Below are 20,223 nucleotides of genomic sequence, written 5' to 3'. Positions count from 1 at the left end.
AAAACCATGAAAATATTAGTCAATCCTCCTCGAGGAGAATGGAAATCAGAACTGGCAAGACCAGTACAAAAATCCAAAGACATAGAAAAAATCGTCAAGCCAATCATGCGCAAAGTGAAGCGGCAAGGGGATAAAGCATTGAAGAAATTTGCATTGGAATATGATCATGTGAGTATCAAGAACCTTCTTGTAAGCAGGGAAGAAATTGCTACAGCAAAGCTATTGGTGTCAGAAGAATTACAAAAAGCTATCATTCAGGCAAAAGTGAATATCGAAAAATTTCACGAGGCACAGCAAACTCCCGATTTGATCATGGAGACGATGGAAGGTGTCACTTGCATGCGGAAGACTGTTGGCATCCAAAAAGTCGGACTATACATCCCTGGAGGTACAGCACCTTTGTTTTCTACGGTATTGATGCTTGGCATTCCTGCAAATATTGCCGGTTGTGAAGAAATTGTACTTTGTACACCTCCAAACAAAGAAGGTAATATCCACCCTGCGATCCTTTTCACAGCAGATCTGATTGGCATAGACAAAATCATCAAAGTAGGCGGAGCACAAGCAGTGGCAGCAATGACTTATGGCACTGAATCTGTTCCTTCTGTGGACAAAATTTTTGGCCCTGGAAATCAATATGTAACGGCCGCCAAGCAACTGGCAGTGAAAAAGGGAGTTGCCATCGATATGCCAGCTGGCCCTTCAGAAGTTCTCGTATATGCCGATGAATCTGCCATTCCTTCATTTGTAGCGTCTGATCTATTGTCACAAGCCGAGCATGGTATCGATTCTCAGGTGATCTTGGTAGCGTCTTCGGAAAAAATAGCGCAAAGAGTGATGCAGGAAGTAAATACCCAAGTAGAAAAGTTAGCTAGAAAAGAAATTGCTAAGCGAGCTTTGGAAAATTCTGTGGCGGTAGTAATCCCCAATCAAGACAAGGCTATTGACTTGATCAATGACTATGCACCTGAACATTTGATCATCTGTGTAAATGAAGCAGACGAAGAAGATGTGGTGTCTCGAATCAAAAATGCAGGGTCTGTTTTCATAGGGAATTTCACTCCAGAATCAGCAGGTGACTATGCCTCTGGTACAAACCACACCTTGCCAACTTACGGCTATGCGAGAAATTACAGTGGCGTATCACTTGATAGCTTCACCAAAAAAATCACCTATCAAAAGATCAGCGAAAAAGGAATCCAAAACATTGGTCCTACCATAGAAATAATGGCTGAAAACGAACTGCTTGAAGCGCACAAAAATGCAGTAACCATCCGTCTTAACTACTTAAAGGAAAATCAGTAATGGCCTTTAATTTAGAAAAACTACTCCGACCACATATCGCCAATATCAAGCCTTATTCATCAGCGAGGGATGAATACTCAGGCAAGGCGGGTATCTTCTTGGATGCCAACGAAAACCCTTTTGGATCTATGGCATCCGGCAGCTTCAACAGGTATCCAGACCCATACCAATTGGATATCAAGCAAAAACTCGCCGAGGTCAAAAATGTCTTTGCCAACCAGATTTTCTTAGGAAATGGCAGCGACGAGGCTATAGACCTGCTGATGCGGGCATTTTGCATTCCAGGACAAGACAACATCATTTTGCTACCGCCAACTTATGGAATGTACGAAGTAAGTGCGGGGATCAATGATATTGAAATCCAAAAAGTAAATCTTACAGAAGATTACCAGCTTCGTCCTGATGCAATTCTTGAAGCAGTGAATGAAAGTACAAAAATCATCTTCATCTGCTCACCAAATAACCCAAGTGGTAACAAGGTCAATAGAAAAGACATCTATCAGGTTCTAGATAATTTCAATGGTTTGGTAGTGGTGGATGAAGCTTATATTGATTTCAGTGACGAACCTAGTTTCACCACAGAATTGGAAAAATATCCCAATCTTCTAGTCATGCAGACTTTTTCTAAGGCTTGGGGATTGGCATCTTTGCGAATTGGAATGGCATTCGCATCTGAAAAAATCATCAAAATCCTTAACCTGATCAAGCCTCCGTACAACATCTCAGGCTTGACTCAGGAGAAAGTGTTGGAAGCTTTGGGAAATGCTGATGCTATTCACCAAGTAGTGAAAGATACATTTGTAGAGAGGCAATTTTTGGAAGCTGAGGTTTCTAAGTTTCCATTCGTCAAAAAAATCTTCCCCTCAAATGCCAATTTTATCTTGATCAAAGTCGATGGTGCTAGGGCTATTTACGAGTTCTTAATCGAACAAACCATCATCATCCGAGACAGGTCAAAAGTAGTTCTCTGTGAAGATTGCCTAAGAGTCTCAGTTGGTACTAGAGAAGAGAATGAAGCCTTTTTAAAAGCATTAAACCTATTTAAACCATGAAGAAAGTATTATTTATAGATCGCGATGGCACGATCATCATCGAGCCACCCACGGACTATCAGGTGGATAGTCTTGAAAAATTAGAATTCTATCCCAAGGCATTAAGTAATTTGAGAAAAATTGCCGAAGAGTGTGATTTTGAATTGGTCATGGTTACGAACCAAGACGGCTTGGGCACGGATTCATTTCCGGAGGATACTTTTTGGCCAGCACATAACAAAATGATGAAGACTTTGGAAAATGAAGGAATCAATTTTTCAGCTGTCCATATCGATCGTTCATTTGAACATGAAAATCTACCAACCAGAAAACCTGGTATTGCTATGCTTACCGAGTATCAAAATGGCACCTATGATTTAGCCAACTCCTATGTGATAGGCGACCGCAAGACAGACGTTCAATTAGCAAAAAATCTAGGAAGCAAATCTATTTTAATTGGTGAAAAGCTTGAAGAGGCGACGTTTTCAACCAAATCTTGGGATGAGATTTACGAGTTTCTAAGACTTCCCGCTAGAAAAGCTAAAGTAGAGCGAAAGACCTCTGAGACAGATATCAAAATCAGCCTTAACCTTGATGGAACAGGAAAATGTAACATCAGCACAGGTTTGCATTTCTTTGACCACATGCTCGAGCAACTAGGCAAGCACGGCGGAACAGATTTAGAAATCCATGTCAATGGTGATTTGCATATTGATGAACATCACACCATCGAAGATACAGCTTTGGCACTTGGGGAAGCCTATTTAAAAGCATTGGGAGATAAAAAGGGAATCTATAGATATGGATTTTTACTTCCAATGGATGATGTTTTGGCTCAGTGTGCTATTGATTTTGGAGGACGACCATGGATGATGTGGGAAGCTGAATTCAAAAGAGAAAAAATCGGTGAAATGCCTACAGAAATGTTCTACCATTTCTTCAAATCATTCTCTGACACTGCCAAGTGCAACCTCAACATCAAAGCTGAAGGCGCAAATGAACACCACAAAATAGAAGCTATCTTCAAAGCCATGGCAAGAGCAATCAAAATGGCTGTTAAAAGAGACCTTAACGCCCTAAATCAACTCCCGAGTACGAAGGGGGTTTTGTAAGGCAAGGCAAATAATATAAAAAAAGCGAGGCAAATAAAATTGTCTCGCTTTTTCATTTTTCCCAACCTTTTCTGGGAATCGGTTACTCCCAATCTCGCTCTGGCAAATCAAATTAGCTAGCATGTTGATTTGCTGATAGACCTCAATATATCTCTCGTCCCTACGGGACTTTTGGATAGCATGTCTACCCCCTGTCATGGATTGAAATCCATGACTAATTCATCGGTCGCTCCTATGGAGCTAATTGCAAATCCCACTTTCATCCGATATACCAGCTTTCCAGTGCCAGCGGCACGACAGACATCTTAACGGTGGGTTTCAACCCACCGACCCACGAAACTTGCGACTCGGCAAAAGTCCCGTAGGGATGGACGATATCTTTACTGATTGATTATCAAACCATATCACACTTCCCTACGGGACTTTTGGATAGCATGTCTACCCCTTGTCATGGATTGAAATCCATGACTAATACATCGGTCGCTCCTATGGAGCTGATAGCAAATCCCACTTTCATCCGATATACCAGCTTTCCAGTGCCAGCGGCACGACAGACATCTTAACGGTGGGTTTCAACCCACCGACCCACGAAACTTGCGACTCGGCAAAAGTCCCGTAGGGACGGACGATATCTTTGCTGATTGATCATCAAACCATATCACTTATCCCTAGCGGACTTCATGGTATGATGGCAATATCTTTGTCATGTATTGAAATCCATGACTGATACCTCAGTCGCTCCTATGGAGCTGATAGCAAATCCCACTTCCAGTCGATATACCAGCTTTCCAGTGCCAGCGGCACGACAGACATCTTAACGGTGGGTTTCAACCCACCGACCCAAGAAACTTGCGATGCAGAGAAAGTCCCGTAGGGATGGACGATATCTTTACTGATTGATCATCAAACCATCTAACTTATCCCTAGCGGACTTCACGGTTGGATGGTAATCTCCTTGTCATGAATTGAAATCCATGACTAATGCGTCGGTCGCTCCTATGGAGCTGATAGCAAACCCCACTTCCATTCGACACACCTACTTTCCAGTGCCAGCGGCACGACCGACTTCTTAACGGTGGGTTTCAACCCACCGACCCAAGAAACTTGCGACTCGGTAAAAGTCCCGTAGGGACGGACGATATTACACGCTCAAACTTCATAAAAATATACTGCTGGTATGATCAAGATAGCATTATATACTCCATGGAAAATAATCGCCCATTTCATGCCATAATTCAACCTAATATAACTCAGTACTAAACCAATCAAAAATTGGGCACCTACCATAAAAGGCACCCAATAGAAATATTGTGCATAATCGAATTCTTTGAAATTCATTAGATGTACAAGTGCAAAAAGTGCTGAAGAAATAAAAACGCTGTACTTTAAGTTTGGTTGATCACCTTTGTTCACCTTAAACAGCAAGAAAAACAACCAAATCCATAACAAAACTACGGTAATCCAAGCTTCGCTGATTACAAAAACAGAGAGTCCCAAACTCCACCAAATTGATGATTTTTTAAAATCTAGGTGCAACCTATAAATTGGTTCTTCAAGCAAAGGAGCAATTAAAACACCAAGAATAACTAAAAGCCATTTATATTTTTTTATAAGAATATCAAACTTGTGGTCAAACTCATCCACACCAGCCAAATCCAAAATAAGTGCATAAGGAATCACAATGGCAAAAGCTATCAAAAGCAGATACAAAAATTCTCTTCCTTTTATGTTTCCAAAAGAATCTCTATGATGCGGGGATTTGAGAAAAGTTATTAGTTTGGTAAAGGTTTGTTTCATATTTTTCTATTTAAACTAGTTTAATTATCTATTGCAAAGTTCTACACAGTCTTTCATTCCTATAAAATACCCAAATCCATAAGCAAACAAGCAAATAGATATCACAGCCATAGAAAACCAAAATGCGTATTCCAAATATTTCATAATCGAGACCTCAAAAATTCATGATCTATTAAAATCCAAATACTCAAATCCATATTGCTCATTTAAGACATCCTTCAACATCCCAATCTTTTTACTAAGATTCGTTTTAATTTCTTCATTTTTTTCAAACTTTAAATCAGTCTCAATCAATTCACACAATGCTACTAACTTTTCTTTTCTAATTTGAAGATCTTCATCTGAGTTAAACAAGCCTTCAAAAAAACCATCCTTTTCTGTTTTCAAGAATGATTCTCTATTCATATCGAAAAAGGTCTGATACAACTTGGCAAATTCTTTTTTTCTCTCCTCTTCCAATATGTGTACCTTGCCTACTACCCTTAGCAAACCTTCAGAAAACGACCTAAGCCACCTTAGAATAATATCCCTTTCTAGCATATTGAATCTGTATTTTTCAACTTTAATTCAGAACAAATGGACTGAATAACCCTAAAAGAAAATGAGAACCTACTTCATAAATAAACAAAACAGCAACTGTAGTAAGGAAAATTTTAACTTTTATTTTTTTCCCATGTCCTTTAAATTTTGGTCAAAATAAATAAATTTTCTTTAGTTACCAACCTTTCCTGGGCATCTGTATTTCCCAATCTCGCTCTGGTAAATCAGATTAGCTAGCATAGAAATCTCTAAAACATGATTATTCAGATGCCCTTTCAGGTCATTACTGATAATAGCAGCATCTTGTGCAATGGGCTGCACCCATTGTTAGAAGCTCTTGCCCTTACAGGGCAGTAGTCTAAAATTGATATTTATTTTTTAAAATTAGTAGATTCTGATAATCAAACAAGTCTCTTTTGTCAACAAACTATGAAATGGTTACATATTAAAACAATGGCTAAAAACCATTGATAAAAGAACAAAACCCTTTCATCTTTCCAGTCCTGAAGAGTCTAAAGAAAGACAAAATACACTAGTCAAAAACCGTATCGCTCATCCCTACGGGACTTCACGGTTGGGTGGTAATCTCCTTGTCATGGATTGAAATCCATGACTAATAGATCGGTCGCTCCTATGGAGCTAATTGCAAATCCCACTTTCAGTCGATATATCAGCTTTCCAGTGCCAGCGGCACGACAGACATCTTAACGGTGGGTTTCAACCCACTGACCCACGAAACTTGCGGCTCAGCGAAAGTCCCGTAGGGATGGACGATATCTTTACTGATTGATCATCAAACCATCTCACTTATCCCCAGCGGACTTCATGGCAGCATGGCAATCTCCTTGTCATGGATTGAAATCCATGACTAATACATCGGTCGCTCCTATGGAGCTGATAGAAAATCCCACTTCCAGTCAACACATCTACTTTCCAGTGCCAGCGGCACGACCGACTTCATAACGGTGGGTTTCAACCCACTGACCCACGAAACTTGCGACTTGGTAAAAGTCCCGTAGGGACGGATGATATCTTTGCTGATTGACCTCAAACCATATCATTCATCCCTAGCAGACTTCATGGTATGATGGCTAAATCCTTGTCATGAATTGAAATCCATGACTAATGCGTCGGTCGCTCCTATGGAGCTAATAGCAAATCCCACTTTCATTCGATATACCTACTTTCCAGTGCCAGCGGCACGACAGACATCTTAACGGTGGGTTTCAACCCACCGATCAACGAAACTTGCGATGCAGAGAAAGTCCCGTAGGGATGAAAGATATCTTTACTGATTGATCATCAAACCATCTAACTTATCCCTAGCGGACTTCACGGTTGGATGGTAATCTCCTTGTCATGAATTGAAATCCATGACTAATGCGTCGATCGCTCCTATGGAGCTTATAGCAAATCCCACTTTCAATCAATATACCAGCATTCCAGTGCCAGCGGCACGACACACATCATAACGGTGGGTTGAAACCCACCGACCCACGAAACTTGCGACTCGGTAAAAGTCCCGTAGGGACGGACGATTACCTATCTAGAAATCGCCCACAATTCTTTAAATAAAAATTATTATAATTACATTTTATATATGAAAATTTTTAAATATCATTTTTCACCTTGAGAAAGTAAAATTTGGGAGTTTTTTGGATCAAATATGAATCGATCGAAAGATTGAACAAATAAATTTCCAATTAGCTCTTTATCCCTCTTTGGATGAATATTGTGAATAATAGTCTCCTCTTCAAAATACTTTCCAAACAATTCAAATTCCATTGCTGAGTAGTGAGCAACTTTTTGGTTTTCAACCCCAAAGACAAATTTTTGATTTTCAGTGATTTTTTTAAAGTCTAAGTTTGCTGTATCTACTAGATTATTAACTGAAAGAAACCCTGTAAAACCAGTATCAAAAAAAACGGAATCGGAGTTGAAAAAGTCTAAATTAATCTCTATGAATGGCAACCCTGTTTGTTCAATTTTTTTATATTCAAGGACATTTAGGTTTTTCTGAAAGTTAGGTTGATTTTTATATACCTGAAGTAAATTGTTTTTTAAATCAAAATCCCAAACAAATAAGTAAATTAAATTCAAACCTAAAATACCACCATATCCAAGCTCCCCAAAGGTTTCATTATTCATATCTATAACAGCTGCCTCAACTTGAAAAAGCTCAAACCCATTGATCTTAACAGAAGGAATGTAAACAACATCAACTATTTTTGTTTTATTTATAGAAATTTGTCTGTGTGGAACTAAATTTAAGTCATTAACTAATTTTTTTGAAATCACAGTTGCTTCTGCACAAGTATCAAAAATAAATTTCCCTTTACTCCCACTTATAGAAATTTCAACTACTAGAAAACCCTGATCATCAAAATAAAAATCACTTTTTTTAATAGGTTTGCAAGAAGCAAAAAATGCAACTATTATTAGAAAGTAGAACTTTTTCATGTCAGCTTTAAATAACTTCGTTGTCCTTTTAAATTTTCCAAAATCTAAATAAATCTTCACTTTTCCCCAACCTTTTCCGGGCATCGAGTACTCCCAATCTATCCCAAGCAAATCAAATTAGCTAGCATAGTGTTATGCTGATTGATCATCAAATCATCTCACTTATCCCCAGCGGACTTCATGGTATGATGGCTAACTCCTTGTCATGGATTGAAATCCATGACAAATACATCGGTCGCTCCTATGGAGCTAATAGCAAATCCCACTTTCATTAGATATACCTGCTTTCCAGTGCCAGCGGCACGACAGACATCTTAACGGTGGGTTTCAACCCACCGACCTTAGACACTTGCGATGAAGGGAAAGTCCCGTAGGGATGGATGAAAATAAATAGTTAAACCTCAAAATATACAGTTGCTAAATTAGATATTGGATTAAAACTCATAGATAAAAGATATCAATTACTACTAATTATAAGTCAATTAGTATTTTCACTTTTTTGGAGTGAGCGTTCTCCTTTCAAGCCCCTTTTGAAATCATCCCAATCATTGAATATCATCAGTGACAAAAGGAAAGAGGCTACTATTATTAAAAATTGAAATGTTTTCTTTTTCATAACTGCGTTGATTTATACTTTATCTACTCTTCAATTCTTTTAAATTTTCCATAATCTAAATAAATTTTCATTTTTTCCCAACCTTTTCCGGGCATCGGGTTTGCCCAATCTCGCTCTGGCAAATCGAATTAGCTAGCAGAGAAATCTCTAAAACATGATTATTCAGATGCCCTTTCAGGGCATTACTGATAATAGCAGCATCTTGTGCAATGGGCTGCACCCATTGTTAGAAGCTCTTGCCCTTACAGGGCAGTAGTTAATTATTGATATTTATTTTTTGAAATTAATAGCTTCTGATAATCAAACAAGTCTCTTTTGTCAACCAACTATGAAATGGTTACATTATAAAACAATGGTTAAAAACCATTGATAAAAGAACAAAACCCTTTCATCTTTCCGACCCTGAAGAGGCTAAAGAAAGACAAAATACACTAGTCAAAAACCTTATCGCTCATCCCTACGGGACTTCACGGTTGGGTGGTAACCTCCTTGCCATGGATTGAAATCCATGACTAATACATCGATCGCTCCTATGGAGCTGATAGCAAATCCCACTTCCAGTAGATACACCTATTTTCCAGTGCCACCGGCACGACAGACATCATAACGGTGGGTTTCAACCCACCGACCCACAAAACATACGACTCGGCAAAAGTCCCGTAGGGATGAAAGATATCTTTACTGATTGATCATCAAACCATCTAACTTGTCCCTAGCGGACTTCACGGTTGGATGATAATCTCCTTGTCATGAATTGAAATCCAAGACTAATGCGTCGGTCGCTCCTATGGAGCTAATAGCAAATCCCACTTCCAGTCAACACACCTACTTTCCAGTGCCACCGGCACGACAGACATCTTAACGGTGGGTTGAAACCCACCGACCCACGAAACTTGCGGCTCGGTAAAAGTCCCGTAGGGACGGACGATATCTTTACTGATTGATCAACAAACCATCTCACTTATCCCTAGCGGACTTCATGGTATGATAGCCAACCTCCTTGCCATGGATTGAAATCCATGACTAATACATCGATCGCTCCTATGGAGCTGATAGCAAATCCCACTTCCAGTAGATACACCTATTTTCCAGTGCCAGCGGCACGACAGACATCTTAACGGTGGGTTTCAACCCACCGACCCACGAAACTTGCGGCTCGGTAAAAGTCCCGTAGGGATGGACGATATATAGATAAATCAAGATCAAGTTTTGACAAAAAAAACCAGCTTTGTCTCAAAGCTGGCCTTTTTTTAAATATAATCGATATCTAAAATCAATTTACCTCTGCACAATCGCATCTTTCAAACCTGGGCTTGTCAATAAAGCTCCAAATTCTCCTATAACGCTTTCAGGAACATTGTTTTCTACTGCTCCTTCTACCACTGCTCCAATAAATAGATCATAATCCGCTGCAGAAACTAATCCAGTCATTCTTGAATTTGTAGCAGGATTGTGTGCATCTACCATATTCAATCCTGAATATTCGATGTTTACAGAACCTATAGCTTCCGCCAAAAACTCAGAGAAATCAGTTACCAGTGTAGTGAATCCAGAATTGTTACCTGAAGTTACTTCAGCTAGCAAAACAGAGAAATAAGGCTGAAGCGCATCGTATTTACCTCCATTATTATCAGCAATAATCATCACAGTACTTGTTACAACCGCTTCCAATGGAGCGTAACCAGCTTCTACCAATCTTTCTGGTTCATTATCACCTGAAACATCAATCATTCCGCTACCCCCCAATCTTGTATATAGATCCAATCCTTCATTATCTGCTCTCTGCACAATAGGCTCTCTCACAGATTCCAACAATTGTCCAACTGGACCTAAAACCTCATTGGATGTGATATTTGCCTGAGCAGCACCTTCTACTACTGCCTGTACAAATAAATCATAATCAGCATTGTTGATTCTTCCATTCATTCTAGAATTTCTTGCTGGATCATGCGCTGCTTCCATATCCAATCCACTGTAAGTGAAGTTTCTCGAACCTGTAGCTTCTGCCAAAAATTCAGTAAAATCACCCACCAAAGTAGTAAACCCAGATGTCTCTCCACGTCCTACTTCATTCAACAATACACTGAAATATGGCTGCAGTGCATCATACTTTCCGTCTTCATTTGTGGCAATAGTCATTACTGTATTTGTCACAACTGTCCTTAGGTTTAGGAAACCTTGCTCGACCATTTGTCCAGGATTGTTAGGATCCGAAACTCGCGTTTCCCCTCCCAACTGCACTGTGTAAAACGAATCGTCCATCATATCTGGTCCGTCATCATCATCATTACATGATGAAAAAACGACCAAAGATCCAATCAAAGCACTGGCTAACCAGTAATTTACTTTTTTCATAATCATTAAAATTTGGTTTTAGTTTAATTTTCAAATGTTCTTTGGAAAAAGGCTCCAAGCTTGTAGGTAAGCGAACTTTTATTGATGGCGGGGCAGCTTTGTGCTAACATTTCATCAGAAGGCTGATACAAACTTGCTTCTAAATAGAAATCCTTGCTGATTGACTCTATAATATCTTGGGGAGCTTGCTTGTTCCTGTCATAAAGACAAACCATATGACCTGCCTTCACATTCACCCTTACATCCTTTACACCATCCAATTGACTTGTATGGTTTTTAACATTGATCGCTTCCAATGAATCTAATTGTGTTACAAAATCAATCCTACTCATTGTCATATTAGGCATACCATTATTTTTTGGTTGTGTTACCAAATAAATATGCACCGCCAAAGTCACAACTAAAGCTGCAAAAATGACTAGACATCCGATTATTATTCTTTTAAACATGGCTCAATATTTTTTTATTCACCTGATATACGACCTGAATGCACATGCTGGATTGCGAGGTTTTAAAATTTTTTAATTTCTTTTTTAATTCATCAGCTATTTTATTAGTTTTGATAAAATTCCATTACTATGAAAAACATTACCAAGTATTTAGCTCTTGCCCTTTTTGCTCTAACTTCTTGTTTCGGTAGTTTTTCCGAAGGAGAAATTCATTTTAAAAATGGAGACTATCAAAAAGCTATCTCTGAATTTTCATCTACACTTTTTATTAACGTCACAGACATCAAATCGCTTCACCTTCGAGCAAGAGCTTATGAAGAACTTGAAGAATTTCAAAAAGCAATGGCTGACTATAAAAGAATCCTTAGCATAGACCCGAACTATGCGCAGGCTTATGGAGGTATTGGGAAATTGTATTGGAAAATAGAAGATTATGAAAATGCCCAAAAAAATCTATTGATTGCAGCTAAACATGATGAAAATGACTTTGAAATAGTTTATCTTTTGGCAAGATCATTTTTGATGAATGAAAATTACAAAAGCGCAGATGAGTTTTTTTCAATTGCTGCAAAACTAAAACCAAGAGATTCCAAAACATATTTTTACCAAGGGATAGCACGTTCAAAAATGGGAATCGCTGATGGAGCTGCTGGTTCTTTCAACATGTGTCTGACATATGACCCGGAAAACCTTGCTGCATTGTACAATAGAGGATTGGCCAGAATGTCCTTCGGCTATGTAAAATGGGCAATTGAGGATTTTGAAGCCTATCTCAAAAAAGATCCAGAACACGTCAACTCTTTGACCCAACTAGGGCTTTGCAAAAAATTGCTGAACGATCCCAGTGCCTGCAGATACCTAGCCTTAGCGGCAAATAGGGGTAGCGAAATTGCTCGGATAAATATGGAGGATTGTTGAGGAAGGGTAATAGATATTTGATAAAAGCTGCCATCTAGGAGTTCATTGAGGTAATTGAGTTCTTAGAATTCAGAAGGTAGGTTTATCATGTCGCTTCCTGAAATAACTTGACACTTTTTTTTATACTTATCCTCTCGTTTTATAGGCAAGTCATTTCGACTAAAGGAGCCTGCCCCGTAGAATTACGGGGAGAAATCTCATACTGAATTTAACACCCCATCTTCAATTTTAACTTTCCAGTTTCAAAAAGGGACGTGATCTCTTTCCCGAAAGCATTCGGGAGAGAGATCACGTAGTCGTAGACAACTTTTTCTTATGTCTGATATCTCATATCTCGCATCCCGCATCCCTTCTCATATCTCGCTTCTCACCTCTAGTATATCATCTCATAAAGTATTCTCTAGCGCCCTTGTCACCATTTTTTTCTTGGCAGCTTTGTCTAAAGACACATTGATCTCAAAGCATACCAATATGATTAAAGAAGTGATAAATAGCCATAACATCACAGCCAGCATTGTCCCAATGGATCCATAAAGCTTGTTATAAGTAGCAAAATTATTCAGGTAGTAGGAAAACAAATAAAATCCTGCTGTAATCAACAGACCAGCAGTGGTAGATCCTGTTGAGAAAAATTTCCACTTGTCATGTACAGCAGGTGCAAACCTAAATATGTATGCAGTAGCGATCATAAACACCGCAAGCAAAACAAAGAACCTAAAAAAAGCAAGCAAATAATAATAGAGATTGCTAGATACAATTTCCCATTCTGAAATGCTATAAAGCACACTACTTCCTAGTATCATAATAACAACTGCACCACAGACAGTCAAAACAAGTACCATGATTATACCTACAGCAATCAACCTTGTTTGCCAGAATGTTCTATTTTCTTTTGTCCTATATACGGCATTAAAAGCACTCATAAGGGAGATCACCCCATTGGTTGCCAAGAATAATGCAAGAAAGAAACCTAAAGAAAGCAAACTTTGGCGTGGCTTACTCACTATATCCATGATGGTAGATTCGGCTTCAGCGTAAATAGTCGCTGGCATGATTTCTTCTGTAAATCTTAAAATATTCTGTGTGGTAACATTTTCAAAAAAGTAACCTATGTAGGGAATTACATTTAGTAAAAATAGCAACAATGGAAACATCGCTACAGTAAAACTAAATGCAACGGATCCTGCTCTTTCAATAATTTCGTCCTTTCTAATCTGCTCCATAAAAATCTTACCCACATCATAGAGGTTTTGATCAGGATTTCCAAAATGGATATGCCTAAGCTTTTTTGCCTCGCGGGTGAATTTGATTGATAGAAGTCTGATTCTTTTTTCCACTGAAAAAGTCTAGTCAAAATATGGTTTCAATAAATCTAGTAAATATTGCGGTGGTCTACTCGGTCTGTGAGTATCTTTTTTCAGAAATGTCAGAATAGTTTTTCCCTGGGTGATCATTTCCTCACTTTCATTAAACACCTCATAATCAAACGAAATCCTAACACCAGGCATTTCTTTGATTGTAGTTTTGACCGTCAGAAGCTCATCGTACTTTCCTGGTTTTAGGTATTTGGTAAATTGCTCCAAAACTGGCATCATTACTCCCTCATCTTCCATTTTCTTGTAAGAAAAGCCTACAGATCTCAATGCCTCTACTCGCGCCACTTCGAAGTACATGGCATAATTGCCATAATATACATATCCCATCTGATCTGTTTCAGCATACCGTACCCTTATTTGTGTTTCTGCCTTGAACATTTCAATATATTTTAGCTTGATTCAGTGCATTTTGATATCTTCTGGCATTATTCAAATGCTCCGTCAAATTGGTAGCGAATGCATGATAGCCAGAAAAATCCTCTTTGGCACAAAAATAAAGATAACTGTGCTCCTCAAAATTCAAAACTGCGTCCAAAGCTGAAATTTCCGGCAAATTGATCGGACCTGGAGGCAAACCCAAATACTTATATGTATTGTAGGGACTATCAATTTCTTTGTGCACATTCAGTACTCTTTTTATGCTGAAATCCCCGACAGCAAAAACCAATGTAGGATCTGCTTGTAGTGGCATGTTGATTCTCAACCTATTCAAGTAAACTCCGGCCACCTTTGGTCTTTCGTCAGCTTTTTGTGTTTCCGCTTGTACGATTGATGCCAAAGTAGAAACTTCATTTTGAGTCAATCCAAGCGCATTCGCTTTCTGTTTTCTTTCCTCAGTCCAGAATTTTTTGTACTCGGAATGCATTCTGTCAAATAGATTTTCGGCACTCGTGTTCCACCAAACTTCATAAGTATTTGGGATAAACATGGACATAATCGTCTCTTCTTCAAATCCAAACTTTCTGATATTAACAGAATCTGTCAATAAGTTAAGAAACTGATCATCTGTCAATTCAATCTTATTAGTGATTTTCTCAGCCAAATCTTCTTTCGTACGCACATTGTTGAAAGTCAGTCTCACAGGTGTTTGATTTCCCGATCTAAGTAGTTTTACCACATTCAAATTACTCATCCTGGGATTGATTTTGTATAACCCGGGCTTTATATTGTCTTGGTATCCCAATATTTTTGCAACAAAACTAAAAGTAATCACATCATGAATTGTTTCGTCTTTATAAAGACTATCGGAAACATTCTTGAATGTTGCATTGCTGGGGATTTCGAGCATGTAAGGTTCTTCACCTTCCAAAATCGTGTTTGGACTAAAGAATGCCTGATAAAAGTAGAATGAAAGTGAAGTCATCAAGACAGAAAATGTGATAACACCTATTAGATAGTATTTCGTTTTTTTATCCTCAAGCATAATTTTAATAGAAAACTCTTTGATTGAGCGCAAAAATAGGGAATTTTGTTCATCGGGCTTATCAAAATCAAAAATTGATGCATGCAATCCTAAGAGTGACCTGCGCAATTATTATGGCAGATGATAAAATCCTCTGTGCACAAAGAGGAAAAAACATGTCCCATCCACTTCAATGGGAGTTTCCTGGTGGAAAAGTGGAAATTGCAGAATCAGATGAAGCATGTATAAAAAGAGAAATCCTCGAGGAATTAAATTTGCAAATTGAAGTACAGGATTCACTTCAAACCACACGACACAAGTACAGCGAAGAAAAAGAAATCGAACTTATTCCGTTTATTTGTAGCTATATAGATGGAGAATTGAAACTCAAAGAACATCAAGAAGTCCGATGGTTAGCTTTCTGCGAACTACAGAATCTCAATTGGACAGAAGCAGATCTTCCGATTGTGGACGAATTGGTGAAAAAGTATTGCAATAACAAAGGGTGAGAATCCTCCATTAAGACTTAATCAAACCATTAACCTAATATTCTAATAAAATGGCTGCTGAATTCATAAAGCTTTATCCGGAAAATCCAGATCCAAAAAAGATCCAAAGAATCATAGATGTCCTTAGGTCAGGTGGCGTTATTATATATCCTACAGATACGGTGTATGGAATGGGATGTGATATCCACAATCAGCGCGCGGTAGAAAGGATCTGCCAAATCAAAGGAATAAAAGCCAAGAAGCATAATTTTTCCTTTATCTGCTATGACCTAAGCAATATCTCTGAATATACGAGAGCTTTGAGTACTCCAGTATTCAAAATAATGAAAAAAGCGCTTCCTGGACCTTATACATTTATCCTAGAAGCAAATACTTCTGTACCAAAAATACTCAACAGCAACAAAAAGACTATCGGTATCCGGGTTCCAAATCATCCAATCCCAAGGTTGCTCGTCAAAGAGTTGGGCCAACCAATTCTTACTACATCCATCAGAGATGAAGATGACGTAATTGAATATAGTACAGATCCTGAGTTGATATATGAAAAATACCAACACCTTGTAGATATCGTCATTGATGGAGGGTATGGCAATAATATTGGATCCACAATTTTGGATTGTACAAATGATCAGATTGAGGTAGTGAGAGAAGGTTTGGGGAATTTGGAAGACATACTTTAAAAATTCTTCTTAAACACAATTTCAAAAGCCAATTAAAACCCCACTTATCAAAAATCCAATGTCAATAATTACAGAGTTATTTTATCTACCTCCTATTGAATATTTCGTAGCTATTCAGAAGGAAAAAATGATTTTATTGGACATTCAAGAAAATTATCAAAAGCAGACTTATAGAAATCGCTGCCAGATAAGACTTGCAAATAAAGTGGAAACACTAAGTATTCCTGTTTTGGGTGGCAACAAAAAAGTCAAAACAGAGCTCGTCAAAATAGATTATCATCAAAAGTGGGTGAATGTACATTTGAGAGGAATTCAAAGCGCTTATGGAAAAGCACCTTTTTTTGAATATTATTTTCCATACATTGAGGAAGTGTTTCAAAAAAAGTTTGACTTATTAACCGATTTCAACCTGGAACTACTGACAGTTTGTCTGAAACTGCTCCAATTGGATATAAAAGTAATGAAACTTAATAAAACTGACATAAACAGTGAATCAATTGACATAAGAGGTTTAATAAGTTCAAAAAGCCCATTTGAAGATCGGAACATCTATCAACCAGCTCCCTACAGCCAATTGTTTGGCTTAGACTTTGTTCCAAACTTAAGTATCATTGATTTATTATTTTGCGTTGGACCAGAATCAAATAATATTTTGGCAAAGTCACAAAAAAATCATTGAACAAACCGCAAAAGAATTGTGTTTTTAAAACAAATTCTTTAACATTAGTAAAGATTTCAAATCATTTAGAAAGGATATAAATGGAAGCAAAATTTTCAAACAGAGTCAAAGAGGTGATCTCACTAAGTCGCGAAGAGGCTTTGCGCTTAGGTCATGATTACATAGGTACGGAACACCTCTTGTTGGGTATGATTCGTGAGGGTGAAGGCGTGGCTGTTTCCATATTGAAAAAGTTAGGCGTTCCTCTAGACGAATTGAGGAATTCTGTGGAGCGTGCTGTCAAAGGCACCGCAAACCACAATGTAAAAAACCTTGCCAACATTCCATTGACTAGGCAGTCGGAAAAAGTATTAAAAATCACCTATTTAGAAGCTAAAATTTTCAAAAGCGCTTTGATTGGAACAGAACACCTGTTGCTATCTATTTTGCGCGATGAAGACAATATTGCCACTCAGATTTTACAGAAATTCGATACCAACTATGATTCCGTAAAGGAAATGTTGGAGTTTCAGACTGATTCAGGTCCGAGATCCAAAGCGGAAGCTGATGATCCGGACGAGGATGGCAGTAAGCTGTTCGGTTCTTCTTCAGGCAGTGGTTCCTCGAGTGGATCGACAAAACCTGGTGCCGAAAAATCTAGAACACCAGTTTTGGATAACTTTGGTAGAGACCTTACCAAAATGGCAGAGGACGACAAACTTGATCCTATCATAGGTAGAGAAAAGGAAATCGAGCGTGTTGCGCAGATTTTGTCTAGAAGAAAGAAAAACAATCCAATCTTGATCGGTGAGCCTGGTGTAGGTAAAACTGCAATTGCAGAAGGTTTGGCATTGAGAATCATTCAGAAAAAAGTATCAAGGGTTTTATTCAATAAAAGAGTTGTGACGCTTGATTTAGCATCTTTGGTAGCTGGTACAAAATACAGAGGTCAATTTGAAGAGAGAATGAAAGCCGTGATGAACGAGCTTGAAAAATCCCCAAATGTGATTCTTTTTATTGATGAACTTCATACAATCGTAGGTGCTGGCGGAGCAAGTGGTTCTTTGGATGCATCCAACATGTTCAAACCTGCCTTGGCAAGGGGCGAAATCCAATGTATAGGTGCGACTACACTTGATGAATACAGACAGTACATTGAGAAAGATGGAGCTTTGGCAAGAAGATTCCAAATGGTGATGGTAGATGCTACCACTCCAGAAGAAACTGTTCAAATTCTGAACAACATCAAAGACAAATACGAAGATCACCACAATGTCATCTATACCAATGAAGCTATCGAAGCTTGTGTAAAACTTTCTGACAGATATATCTCTGATAGATTTTTACCAGATAAGGCTATAGATATCTTGGATGAAGCAGGTGCTCGTGTTCATATCAATAATATCCACGTACCGGAAGATATTTTGAAGCTGGAAGAGGAAGTTGAGCAAATTAAAGTAGAGAAAAACAGGGTTGTAAAAAGCCAGAAATATGAAGAAGCTGCCCAATTGCGTGACAAAGAGAAAAAACTCTTGGAACAGCTGGAAACAGCCAAAGTAAAATGGGAAGAAGAAAGCAAATCCAAAAGATATAAAGTCGAAGAAGACAATGTAGCCGAAGTGATTGCGATGATGACAGGAATCCCTGCCAAAAGAATTGCCCAAAAAGAAGGTGCTAAACTTCTCAACATGGCTGAAGAGCTCAAAGGGAAAGTTGTAGGCCAAGAAGAAGCAATAAAGAAGCTCACAAAAGCAATTCAAAGGACAAGAGTTGGATTGAAAGATCCAAAGAAGCCTATCGGTTCATTCATTTTCTTGGGACCAACAGGTGTTGGAAAGACTGAGTTGGCAAAAATGCTTGCTACATACCTATTTGACAAAGATGATTCTCTTGTGAGAATTGATATGTCAGAATATATGGAGAAATTCTCTGTATCTAGACTTGTAGGAGCACCTCCAGGCTATGTAGGATACGAAGAAGGTGGACAGCTTACTGAGAAAGTTAGAAGAAAACCGTATTCTGTTGTTCTTTTGGATGAAATCGAGAAAGCCCATCCAGATGTATTCAATATCTTACTCCAAGTATTGGATGATGGTATTCTGACAGATGGATTGGGAAGAAGGGTAGATTTCAGAAATACGATCATCATCATGACTTCTAATATTGGCGTTAGGGATCTGAAGGATTTCGGAGCAGGTATTGGTTTTGCCAACAAAGCCAAAACCGATAATATGGATGAAGTGATGAAATCCACTATCCAAAGTGCTTTGAAAAAGGCATTTAGTCCAGAATTCTTAAACAGATTGGACGATGTGGTCGTATTCAATTCGCTGGAAAAATCACATATTCATCAAATCATAGAAATCAGCCTGAATAAGTTATTCGGAAGAATTACAGATTTAGGGTACAAAATTGAGTTGACTGATAAAGCGAAAGACTTCTTAGCTGAAAAAGGTTATGATCAGCAGTATGGAGCAAGACCTCTAAACAGAGCAATCCAAAAGTATCTTGAAGATGCACTTGCTGAAGAAATCCTGAAGGGAGAACTTTCCGAAGGAGATGTTATCACAGCTGATTATTCTGGTGAAGGTGAAGAATTAAGTATCGCAGTGAATAAAAAAGAAAACGCAGAATAAGATCAAGTTGATCATGCAATACAGAAAGCGGCTAGGTACTCTAGCCGCTTTTTTTTGTGGTTTATAAAAATCTGGAAGAAGCTAAAACAAAACATGATTTCCTGCTATACGATCGATTGTATTATTCATTGCTGGAAAATGCAAATAACTAAAATATTAAATTAAAAGTAGATATGTTCTCGTCTTGATCTCGTTGATATAATCAATTTATCTCTGAACCGATAAATATTGTTATATTTTAACATGCAATTCCTAATTTGAATAAATCACCTGAATTTTTTGATCACTAATTTTCTCTCCAATATTATCGAATGGGCTAAAAATACAAACATTAAAACACTTAAAATCAATAGTTTAACATCTAGTTAATATTAATTAA

General features: G+C 38.2%; 16 protein-coding genes. 8 read left to right on the top strand and 8 right to left on the bottom strand.

The genetic code is table 11. The features are described from left to right. Positions 1–6: 6 nt before the first annotated feature. The 3 genes from hisD to hisB are packed head-to-tail and all read left to right on the top strand — an operon-like array spanning position 7 to position 3,448. Positions 7–1,305: a histidinol dehydrogenase gene (gene hisD / locus MM213_RS13325; protein WP_241412941.1), complete on the top strand. Its 1,299-nt coding sequence runs from the start codon at positions 7–9 to the stop codon at positions 1,303–1,305. Beyond that, positions 1,305–2,357: a histidinol-phosphate transaminase gene (gene hisC / locus MM213_RS13320; RefSeq protein ID WP_241412940.1), complete on the top strand. Its 1,053-nt coding sequence runs from the start codon at positions 1,305–1,307 to the stop codon at positions 2,355–2,357. The genes hisD and hisC overlap by 1 nt, the downstream gene beginning before the upstream one ends. Further along, positions 2,354–3,448, top strand: coding sequence for a bifunctional histidinol-phosphatase/imidazoleglycerol-phosphate dehydratase HisB (gene hisB, locus MM213_RS13315; protein ID WP_241412938.1), 1,095 nt, complete (start codon positions 2,354–2,356; stop codon positions 3,446–3,448). Before hisC ends, hisB begins: the two co-directional genes overlap by 4 nt. 1,149 nt (positions 3,449–4,597) lie before the next feature. Here the strand turns inward: hisB and MM213_RS13310 are convergent. From MM213_RS13310 to MM213_RS13290, 5 genes are all read right to left on the bottom strand, one after another. Further along, positions 4,598–5,245: a CPBP family intramembrane glutamic endopeptidase gene (locus MM213_RS13310; RefSeq protein WP_241412936.1), complete on the bottom strand. Its 648-nt coding sequence runs from the start codon at positions 5,243–5,245 to the stop codon at positions 4,598–4,600. A gap of 162 nt (positions 5,246–5,407) precedes the next feature. Continuing rightward, a complete protein-coding gene (locus MM213_RS13305) occupies positions 5,408–5,785 on the bottom strand; it encodes a hypothetical protein (RefSeq protein WP_241412934.1) in 378 nt (125 codons plus the stop codon). Between the two features lie 1,617 nt (positions 5,786–7,402). Next, positions 7,403–8,329 (bottom strand): retropepsin-like aspartic protease, encoded by a 927-nt coding sequence (locus tag MM213_RS13300; protein WP_241412933.1) that lies wholly within the window; start codon positions 8,327–8,329, stop codon positions 7,403–7,405. Positions 8,330–10,139: 1,810 nt separating this feature from the next. Continuing rightward, positions 10,140–11,216, bottom strand: a complete 1,077-nt coding sequence (locus MM213_RS13295; protein ID WP_241412930.1) for a globin family protein — start codon at positions 11,214–11,216, stop codon at positions 10,140–10,142. 23 nt (positions 11,217–11,239) lie between these two features. After that, positions 11,240–11,665, bottom strand: a complete 426-nt coding sequence (locus tag MM213_RS13290) for a heavy-metal-associated domain-containing protein (RefSeq protein ID WP_241412928.1) — start codon at positions 11,663–11,665, stop codon at positions 11,240–11,242. Between the two features lie 129 nt (positions 11,666–11,794). On the opposite strand from MM213_RS13290, the gene MM213_RS13285 reads away from it, so the two are divergent. Next, entirely contained in the window at positions 11,795–12,583 is a 789-nt protein-coding gene (locus MM213_RS13285) for a tetratricopeptide repeat protein (RefSeq protein WP_241412926.1), read from the top strand. A 386-nt stretch (positions 12,584–12,969) separates the two neighbouring features. On the opposite strand, the gene MM213_RS13280 is transcribed toward MM213_RS13285, so the two are convergent. The 3 genes from MM213_RS13280 to mltG are packed head-to-tail and all read right to left on the bottom strand — an operon-like array spanning position 12,970 to position 15,382. Continuing rightward, a complete protein-coding gene (locus tag MM213_RS13280) occupies positions 12,970–13,920 on the bottom strand; it encodes a YihY/virulence factor BrkB family protein (protein ID WP_241412925.1) in 951 nt (316 codons plus the stop codon). 9 nt (positions 13,921–13,929) lie between these two features. After that, positions 13,930–14,337 (bottom strand): acyl-CoA thioesterase, encoded by a 408-nt coding sequence (locus MM213_RS13275; RefSeq protein WP_241412924.1) that lies wholly within the window; start codon positions 14,335–14,337, stop codon positions 13,930–13,932. Between the two features lies 1 nt (position 14,338). Next, positions 14,339–15,382, bottom strand: a complete 1,044-nt coding sequence (gene mltG / locus MM213_RS13270; RefSeq protein WP_241412922.1) for an endolytic transglycosylase MltG — start codon at positions 15,380–15,382, stop codon at positions 14,339–14,341. A 77-nt stretch (positions 15,383–15,459) separates the two neighbouring features. Between mltG and MM213_RS13265 the strand changes: the two genes are divergently transcribed. From MM213_RS13265 to MM213_RS13250, 4 genes are all read left to right on the top strand, one after another. Further along, the gene (locus MM213_RS13265; RefSeq protein WP_241412920.1) at positions 15,460–15,870 is read left to right on the top strand and encodes a (deoxy)nucleoside triphosphate pyrophosphohydrolase; all 411 of its coding nucleotides are present in this window, start codon (positions 15,460–15,462) and stop codon (positions 15,868–15,870) included. Between the two features lie 50 nt (positions 15,871–15,920). Beyond that, entirely contained in the window at positions 15,921–16,550 is a 630-nt protein-coding gene (locus MM213_RS13260; RefSeq protein ID WP_241412918.1) for an L-threonylcarbamoyladenylate synthase, read from the top strand. A gap of 58 nt (positions 16,551–16,608) precedes the next feature. Next, positions 16,609–17,229 carry a WbqC family protein gene (locus MM213_RS13255; RefSeq protein WP_241412917.1) on the top strand — a complete coding sequence of 207 codons (621 nt, stop codon included), beginning with the start codon at positions 16,609–16,611 and terminating at the stop codon, positions 17,227–17,229. Between the two features lie 80 nt (positions 17,230–17,309). Beyond that, positions 17,310–19,844, top strand: a complete 2,535-nt coding sequence (locus tag MM213_RS13250) for an ATP-dependent Clp protease ATP-binding subunit (RefSeq protein ID WP_241412916.1) — start codon at positions 17,310–17,312, stop codon at positions 19,842–19,844. Positions 19,845–20,223: the final 379 nt, after the last annotated feature.

It is taken from the genome of Belliella alkalica (assembly GCF_022549785.1).
GTDB classification, from domain to species: Bacteria; Bacteroidota; Bacteroidia; order Cytophagales; family Cyclobacteriaceae; genus Belliella; species Belliella alkalica.
Note: the sequence above shows the minus strand (reverse complement) of the source record. Positions and strands in the feature narration are given on the sequence as shown.

Coding starts and splice junctions, on each gene's coding strand:
- mltG (WP_241412922.1), bottom strand. CDS start 15,382: ATGCTTGAGGATAAAAAAACGAAATACTATCTAATAGGTGTTATCACA.
- MM213_RS13290 (WP_241412928.1), bottom strand. CDS start 11,665: ATGTTTAAAAGAATAATAATCGGATGTCTAGTCATTTTTGCAGCTTTA.
- MM213_RS13300 (WP_241412933.1), bottom strand. CDS start 8,329: ATGCCCGGAAAAGGTTGGGGAAAAGTGAAGATTTATTTAGATTTTGGA.
- MM213_RS13310 (WP_241412936.1), bottom strand. CDS start 5,245: ATGAAACAAACCTTTACCAAACTAATAACTTTTCTCAAATCCCCGCAT.
- MM213_RS13255 (WP_241412917.1), top strand. CDS start 16,609: ATGTCAATAATTACAGAGTTATTTTATCTACCTCCTATTGAATATTTC.
- MM213_RS13305 (WP_241412934.1), bottom strand. CDS start 5,785: ATGCTAGAAAGGGATATTATTCTAAGGTGGCTTAGGTCGTTTTCTGAA.
- hisB (WP_241412938.1), top strand. CDS start 2,354: ATGAAGAAAGTATTATTTATAGATCGCGATGGCACGATCATCATCGAG.
- MM213_RS13285 (WP_241412926.1), top strand. CDS start 11,795: ATGAAAAACATTACCAAGTATTTAGCTCTTGCCCTTTTTGCTCTAACT.
- MM213_RS13250 (WP_241412916.1), top strand. CDS start 17,310: ATGGAAGCAAAATTTTCAAACAGAGTCAAAGAGGTGATCTCACTAAGT.
- MM213_RS13295 (WP_241412930.1), bottom strand. CDS start 11,216: ATGAAAAAAGTAAATTACTGGTTAGCCAGTGCTTTGATTGGATCTTTG.
- hisD (WP_241412941.1), top strand. CDS start 7: ATGAAAATATTAGTCAATCCTCCTCGAGGAGAATGGAAATCAGAACTG.
- MM213_RS13265 (WP_241412920.1), top strand. CDS start 15,460: ATGCATGCAATCCTAAGAGTGACCTGCGCAATTATTATGGCAGATGAT.
- MM213_RS13260 (WP_241412918.1), top strand. CDS start 15,921: ATGGCTGCTGAATTCATAAAGCTTTATCCGGAAAATCCAGATCCAAAA.
- MM213_RS13275 (WP_241412924.1), bottom strand. CDS start 14,337: ATGTTCAAGGCAGAAACACAAATAAGGGTACGGTATGCTGAAACAGAT.
- hisC (WP_241412940.1), top strand. CDS start 1,305: ATGGCCTTTAATTTAGAAAAACTACTCCGACCACATATCGCCAATATC.